The 5,796-nt window shown below is 54.9% G+C and carries 4 protein-coding genes and 2 pseudogenes; 2 read left to right on the top strand and 4 right to left on the bottom strand.

Annotated elements, in window-relative coordinates:
• The coding region (locus ABIE16_RS28655; RefSeq protein ID WP_429522461.1) for an AraC family transcriptional regulator at positions 1–611 on the bottom strand (611 nt) is incomplete at its 3' end.
• A 629-nt stretch (positions 612–1,240) separates the two neighbouring features.
• Positions 1,241–2,899 (bottom strand): arylsulfatase, encoded by a 1,659-nt coding sequence (locus ABIE16_RS28650; RefSeq protein WP_429522460.1) that lies wholly within the window; start codon positions 2,897–2,899, stop codon positions 1,241–1,243.
• 524 nt (positions 2,900–3,423) lie between these two features.
• Between ABIE16_RS28650 and ABIE16_RS28645 the strand changes: the two genes are divergently transcribed.
• A complete protein-coding gene (locus ABIE16_RS28645; RefSeq protein WP_057716590.1) occupies positions 3,424–4,209 on the top strand; it encodes a hypothetical protein in 786 nt (261 codons plus the stop codon).
• Between the two features lie 93 nt (positions 4,210–4,302).
• Here ABIE16_RS28645 and ABIE16_RS28640 read toward each other — a convergent pair whose 3' ends face one another.
• Positions 4,303–4,845 carry a histidine phosphatase family protein gene (locus tag ABIE16_RS28640; protein ID WP_218497494.1) on the bottom strand — a complete coding sequence of 181 codons (543 nt, stop codon included), beginning with the start codon at positions 4,843–4,845 and terminating at the stop codon, positions 4,303–4,305.
• A 17-nt stretch (positions 4,846–4,862) separates the two neighbouring features.
• A pseudogene (locus ABIE16_RS28635) lies at positions 4,863–5,072 on the bottom strand (oxidoreductase); the annotation flags it as partial.
• Between the two features lie 230 nt (positions 5,073–5,302).
• Between ABIE16_RS28635 and ABIE16_RS28630 the strand changes: the two are divergent.
• Positions 5,303–5,796: pseudogene (locus ABIE16_RS28630) on the top strand (copper oxidase); the annotation flags it as partial.

Here is a 5,796-nt window from a genome sequence, read left to right as displayed (position 1 = left end):
ATGCGCTCGTAGACAAACATTTCCGAGATCGCGGCGGACAGTTCACGCCCGTGATCACGGCTGATCAGGTGCAGCATCATGTCCAGCGGCGCGGTACCGCCGGAGCTGGTGAAGCGGTTACGGTCGAGGGTGAACAAGCGGGTACTCATTACTATCCGCGGGAAAGCTTCCTGCATCGCCGCCAGGCACTCCCAGTGCACACTGCAATCGAAACCATCGAGCAGTCCGGCGCAAGCCAGGGCCCAACTGCCGGTGCAGACCGCACCGAGTCGGCAAGCCTTACGGGCCTGGCTTTGCAGCCAGGATACGTGTTCACGGGTAACGGTGCGCTGAATGCCGATGCCACCGCAAACGATGATCGTGTCCATCGGCGGGGCTTTGTGCATGGAAGCGTCGGGGGTGATTTGCAGGCCGTCACTGGCCCAGACCTGGCCGCCATCGACGGTGAGGGTGGTCCAGCGATACAGCTCGCGACCGGACAACTGGTTGGCCATGCGCAACGGTTCTACAGCGGACGCCAGAGAAATCAGCGTGAAATTGTCCAGCAACAGAAAGCCGATGGATTGAGGCGCACGGTTCTGGGGTTGAGCCCCGGAGTTGAACGTCGTCATCGCGGTATCTCCTCACACAAAGCGGGTGATTGGCCTCAGGCAAAGGCTCTTTTTATACCCCCATCCAAAAGTGGGTGGGTTTGTTCCTATTCAACCTGCAAAGGTCATACCCAATTACCTATGGTTGAACGGATCCAAAAACGACATCACCCAATGTCTCTACGCTGAGGGTTTGCAGGGTGGGAGCCATAAGGAAAACGCTTGATTTTGAGCCTGTGCTTATCAAGCTTGTGCACATTCGTAGCACATACGCGAGAGATGCCTATAAACGACGACTTATTTGTCACCGACACTCACATGTCGGTTTTTGAAAACAATAATGACCAATGCCTGATTTTGGGCTGGCACAAGCGCCATGCGCTATAAAAGTGATCTGCGACCGGTTGAATCCACAACCCATAGCTGCCTTTCAAAAGTGGTTGAAGTTCGGCCATCAGGATGACCGTTCAGCCGTGCAGATAAGCCGGCAAGCCTTACCTGCCCGATTGCCGGGTAAGCAAGTGGATTAGCACATCATCGTCGATTTCGAAGACCACTGATTTTGCGTCGATTTCCGTTAGGAACTCACGACTACTCACTAACGTCAAATGGCGACCTCTGATGAGGCCGCCATTTTTCAGCTGATCTAATCAGTTGCCGTTTGGCATCGACAAGTTGATGCCTTCTTTTTTCAGGGCATCACGCACGGTTTGGAATTTCTGGTACTGCGACAGCTCGATCGGCCCGTCATAACCCATGCTTTGCAATTTGCGTGGCGGGTAATCGACGTAGGTTTTCATTAGCTTCATGATCGCCGCCGAGATCGGCACCATAGTCCAGGTACGCTCAGTAAAGTTGTTCATGAAGAGGTCATAGCGCTCTTGCGGGTCTTGCCACAAATCAAAGACTTGCGGCACGGTGGCCACGTATTTTATTGCGCCTTTCCATCCTAGATTAGTGTCCACGGCCAGACCACCGGTTGCCGCGCCATCATCGCCGCGCAGGTTGAATACGGCCTTATAGTTTCCGACACGGGCCGCACCCGGGGACAATTCGTTCTCAGTGAAATAGAACCACTCCTTGCGCGGTGAAGGGCCGTTGCCAGTGAGTACTGGCGTCATATCATAGCTGTCGAAGAGGATTGGCTGACCCTCGCGATCTTTCTCGGGCAACTTCACGCCAGCCACAGAGGCGAACGTCGCCATCAAATCCAGGCCACCGAGAATCTCGTGGTTTTTCGTGTCCGGCTTGATCTTGTCTGGCCAGACGGCAATGGCTGGTACCCGATTACCCCCCTCACGCACTGTACCCTTGGTCCCGCGAAATGGGGTGTAGCCGGCATCCGGATAAACATCCTGCCAGGCCCCGTTGTCAGTGGTGTAAACCACCAGCGTGTTTTTATCCAGGCCGAGTGCCTTGAGCTTGTCCATGATGCGGCCGATGTGAGTATCGAGTTCGACGACAGAGTCGGCGTACTTGGACTTGGACATGGACTTATGAATGAACTCCGGTGCTGGCATGTTCGGCTGGTGCACTTTCATGAAGTTGACGTTGATGAAAAACGGCTTGTCCGATTTGGCCGCGGTGTCTAGAAACTCCAACGCAGCTTTTTCGACATAGTTGTCAAAGAACGGTATGCCGACCACGCCAGGTTTGCCGTCCACCACAGGTGTGTCCACGTACTGACCATTGACCTTGAACTCTTCGACCGGCTTTTCACCTGCCTTGCCGGACAACGCGCCTTTGGTGACCTTTTCAAACATCGCACGGGTTTCCGGATCCATGTCGGGGAACCATGTCGGGTCTGCGTAGGTGTAGGCATTGAGGTGATACAGGCCGACGTATTTCATCACGTCATAACCTTGAGCATTGGGAAGGGCATAGTCGGCTTCACCCAAATGCCATTTGCCAGTGAAATAAGTGTCGTAGCCACCGGTTTTCAGCACCGATGCCAGCGTCCATTCGGCGGCGGGCAAGCCACCGCCCTGGCCCTGGAAGGCCACGGTGGTCATGCCGCTACGATTGGGGATGCGCCCGGTTTGCATGGCCGCCCGACCAGGCGTGCAGCTTGGTTGCGCATAAAAAGAGTAAAAAGTAACACCTTCTGCCGCCAGCTCATCAATACTGGGCGTAGGCATGCCGCGACCAACCCCACCGCCGTAGGGACCCAAGTCGCCATAGCCGGTGTCGTCGGAGACGATAAACAGGATATTGGTTTTTTCCGTTTGAGCGGCGTGAGCAAGCCCGTTCAATGACAATAGTGCAGCAAACATGACAGACAGCTTGAAACGATCCGATAGCTTGTCCATACCAGCAATCCTCGTTGTTTCATTGTGTTGGCAACCTGGTGATGAGTGCACAACTACATTGACACTTGGTGCGTTGACCACCGAGTAATTAGCCTAGGTATTGAGTACAGAATCATTTCCCCCTTGCTACATGACCATGCACAAGTTAAGGCGCAGGATAGAGTTTAGTGCGGTTTTTCAGATGTACGTGGTGAGTGCTCTGGCTGTATCAATAGAAGTTTTCTGAAGAAACCTTCTTCTGTTTCGGTCTAATAAAGTTTAGGGACACTCCTTTCAATGGAGAATGTTTCGCCCCGTTGTAGAGGGGGACGACTGATCGATGGCTCAAGGGAACATTAGTTGATACGAGTTAATCCGACTGGCCGGAGACAGTATTTTTCCCCGTCGAACATAGTTCAGATACCTGATCTAAGCTCATTGGCGGCAGGGTCATCCTCAGCCTTGTAACCGCGACACAACAACCCAAGCTCTCAATTTCGAGAAAGGAGTTGGTAGTGAACAATGGCGTTCGACTTGTTCCTTTCATTACCTTTGCGGTGGCATGGCCCGAAATTAGCCTCGCTGCCGATAGTCAGGCCGAGCTGGCCAAGCAAACGCTGAATCCCGTCGCCGCACTCTACAGCGTACCTATTCAGTACAACTGGAACCAAAAACTCGGCCCGAGCGGTGAGGGCTACCAAAGTGTCACCAACATCCAGCCAGTGCTGCCATTCAGTATTAATGACGAGTGGAACCTGATCTCCCGAACCATCCTGCCGATCATTGATCAGCATGGTCTGGTACCTGGCGGGCAGGCGGACAAATCCGGTATGGGAGATGTGACCCAGAGCTTCTTTTTTTCACCCAAGCAGCCAACTTCCAGTGGCTGGATTTGGGGGGCAGGACCGGCCATTCTGGTTCCGACCGGCAGCGATGAGCTTTTGAGCAGTGAGCAATGGGGGTTGGGGCCCACAGTGGTGGCCCTCAAACAGAGCAATGGTTGGACCCGCGGCATTCTGGCCAATCACATCTGGTCGCTGGAAAACAGCCCGCCCGATGACAAGGACAAGGTCAACGCGACTTTCCTGCAACCTTTCTTCAGCTACACCACTCACACCTACACCACCTTCGGCATCAACACCGAATCCACCTATGACTGGCAGACCCGCGAATGGTCAGTGCCAATCAACCTGTTCGTCACCCAGTTGTTCAAAGTGGGGCATCAACCCATGACCCTGCAAGCAGGACCACGCTATTGGGCAGACAGTCCGAAAGATGGTGCCGAGGGTTGGGGATTCCGGGTGGCGTTTACACTGTTGTTTCCCAAGTGAGTGCCAAAGCTCAATGGAGCATGTTAAGCGTCTGCTTTTGGCCGGTTTCTGCCTGTCGCCACCCGCAGCAACAGGTATCTGTCCAGGCACCTTTTACACACCGCCATATTGATACACCGTCGCACTCCAATACTGGCTGCCGTTACGTTTTTGGCGAACCCATCCATCTGCCACCAGTTGTTTGGCGATCATTCGATTCATAAAGCCATGACCGAGCAGCAGAACCGGTCCTTCGCTGGCAAGGGACTGAAGTCGTCGAGCTGCCGTGCTGGCGCGCATCCTCGCAGTGCCGGCGGATTCGACTCTGCGTGAGTAACCGCACAACCATAAGACTCGAAGGATAAATGCCCATGTAAACGGCGATAGCCGTGGCAGTTTCCAGTGACCATAAGGCAGTTGCGCTTCACAGAAAAGCGCGTCGACAAGGGCGGGCTTCAGGCCAAGAGCCTGGACGGAGGTCAGCGCACGAGGCGCGCTGCTTGAGACAATCACCGTGGCGGTTGCGGCGAGCTGCATGCTGGCATCCGGAACGGGTTGGTCGGTTATTTCGGACTGGTTGTATTGCTCGATCCAGTCTTTCATATCGAGCGCTGACATCTTGTCGGTTGCGACCAGCTTTGGCTGGCCGTGACGCATCAGGATTATTTCCCTACTCACAGTATGTTTACGTCCTTGTTCAGGTGTGCGGTCAATGTGGAAGAAGTGCGGTTCCGGGAACTTAAGGTTTGACTCTCGAACCAATCGTGATCGCGGTACCACGCCACCGTGTCGGTGATTGCCAGCCTTAGCGCCCGGAATCTCAGGCCAAGCTCTTGTTCACTTTTGCTGTGGTTGAAGCAGGTGCGGTCCTTCTCCCCTACTATCGCCATAAATGGGGGACTACACCCACTCAACCGGGTGTTTACCACCAAACTTGAGGAATATTCCCCACTTCCCCCTTCTCTGGCTTAAAACACTCAGAAACAGCTTGTTAATTAGATTGAACTTTTTCTTCGTCTCGTGGTAGTGGCTCATTAGTTGCACACCCCTTGGTACCCGTAACAGCTGTCGCCCCGGATTTGGAGACGACGGGGCATCACGCGTGGGGTGAAAAATGAAACGCACTACTCCATCTTGCGACTCTTTCGGCTTGCTGCGCAAATCAAGCCTGCATTGTGCGATGTTCCTTACCTTGGCCACGGCAGAAGCCGCGCCGCTGGATGATTTCGGCCCGCCACCACCGACGGACCCCTCGGCGTTTACCAATCCGCCGGCCGACCCCAAGGCTGCGCTGGATGCCATAGAGGCCATGCCACCCGCCAACAAGGGCGCCTACGCCCTGCCCAACGGCGTGTTCGGCACTCGCACCACGCCAACGGTCGACAACGTGCTGCCGCCAAACTTGCAAACTTCCTTCAAAATCCCCACCAACGGCAAGCCCAGCCCGTTGTTCGGGGCCCAGCCGTATACGCAGCAACTGCTGCTGTTCGAAGAATTCGGCACGGAAAAACTTGACCCGACACTGCCGGCACCGCCCCTGACCTTCCCGGTTCCGATCGTCGGCCCGGCGCCCACGCAGGACCCGAACAACATCGCCCGCAGCGGCCC

It is taken from the genome of Pseudomonas sp. 2725 (assembly GCF_050434585.1).
Lineage (GTDB): Bacteria > Pseudomonadota > Gammaproteobacteria > Pseudomonadales > Pseudomonadaceae > Aquipseudomonas > Aquipseudomonas jessenii.
The sequence above is the reverse complement of the archived record's forward strand: the minus strand, read 5'-3'. Positions and strand labels throughout refer to the sequence as shown.

Excerpts from the sequence above, each read along its gene's own strand:
- ABIE16_RS28650 (WP_429522460.1), bottom strand. The coding sequence starts at position 2,899 with ATGGACAAGCTATCGGATCGTTTCAAGCTGTCTGTCATGTTTGCTGCA.
- ABIE16_RS28640 (WP_218497494.1), bottom strand. The coding sequence starts at position 4,845 with ATGCGTCACGGCCAGCCAAAGCTGGTCGCAACCGACAAGATGTCAGCG.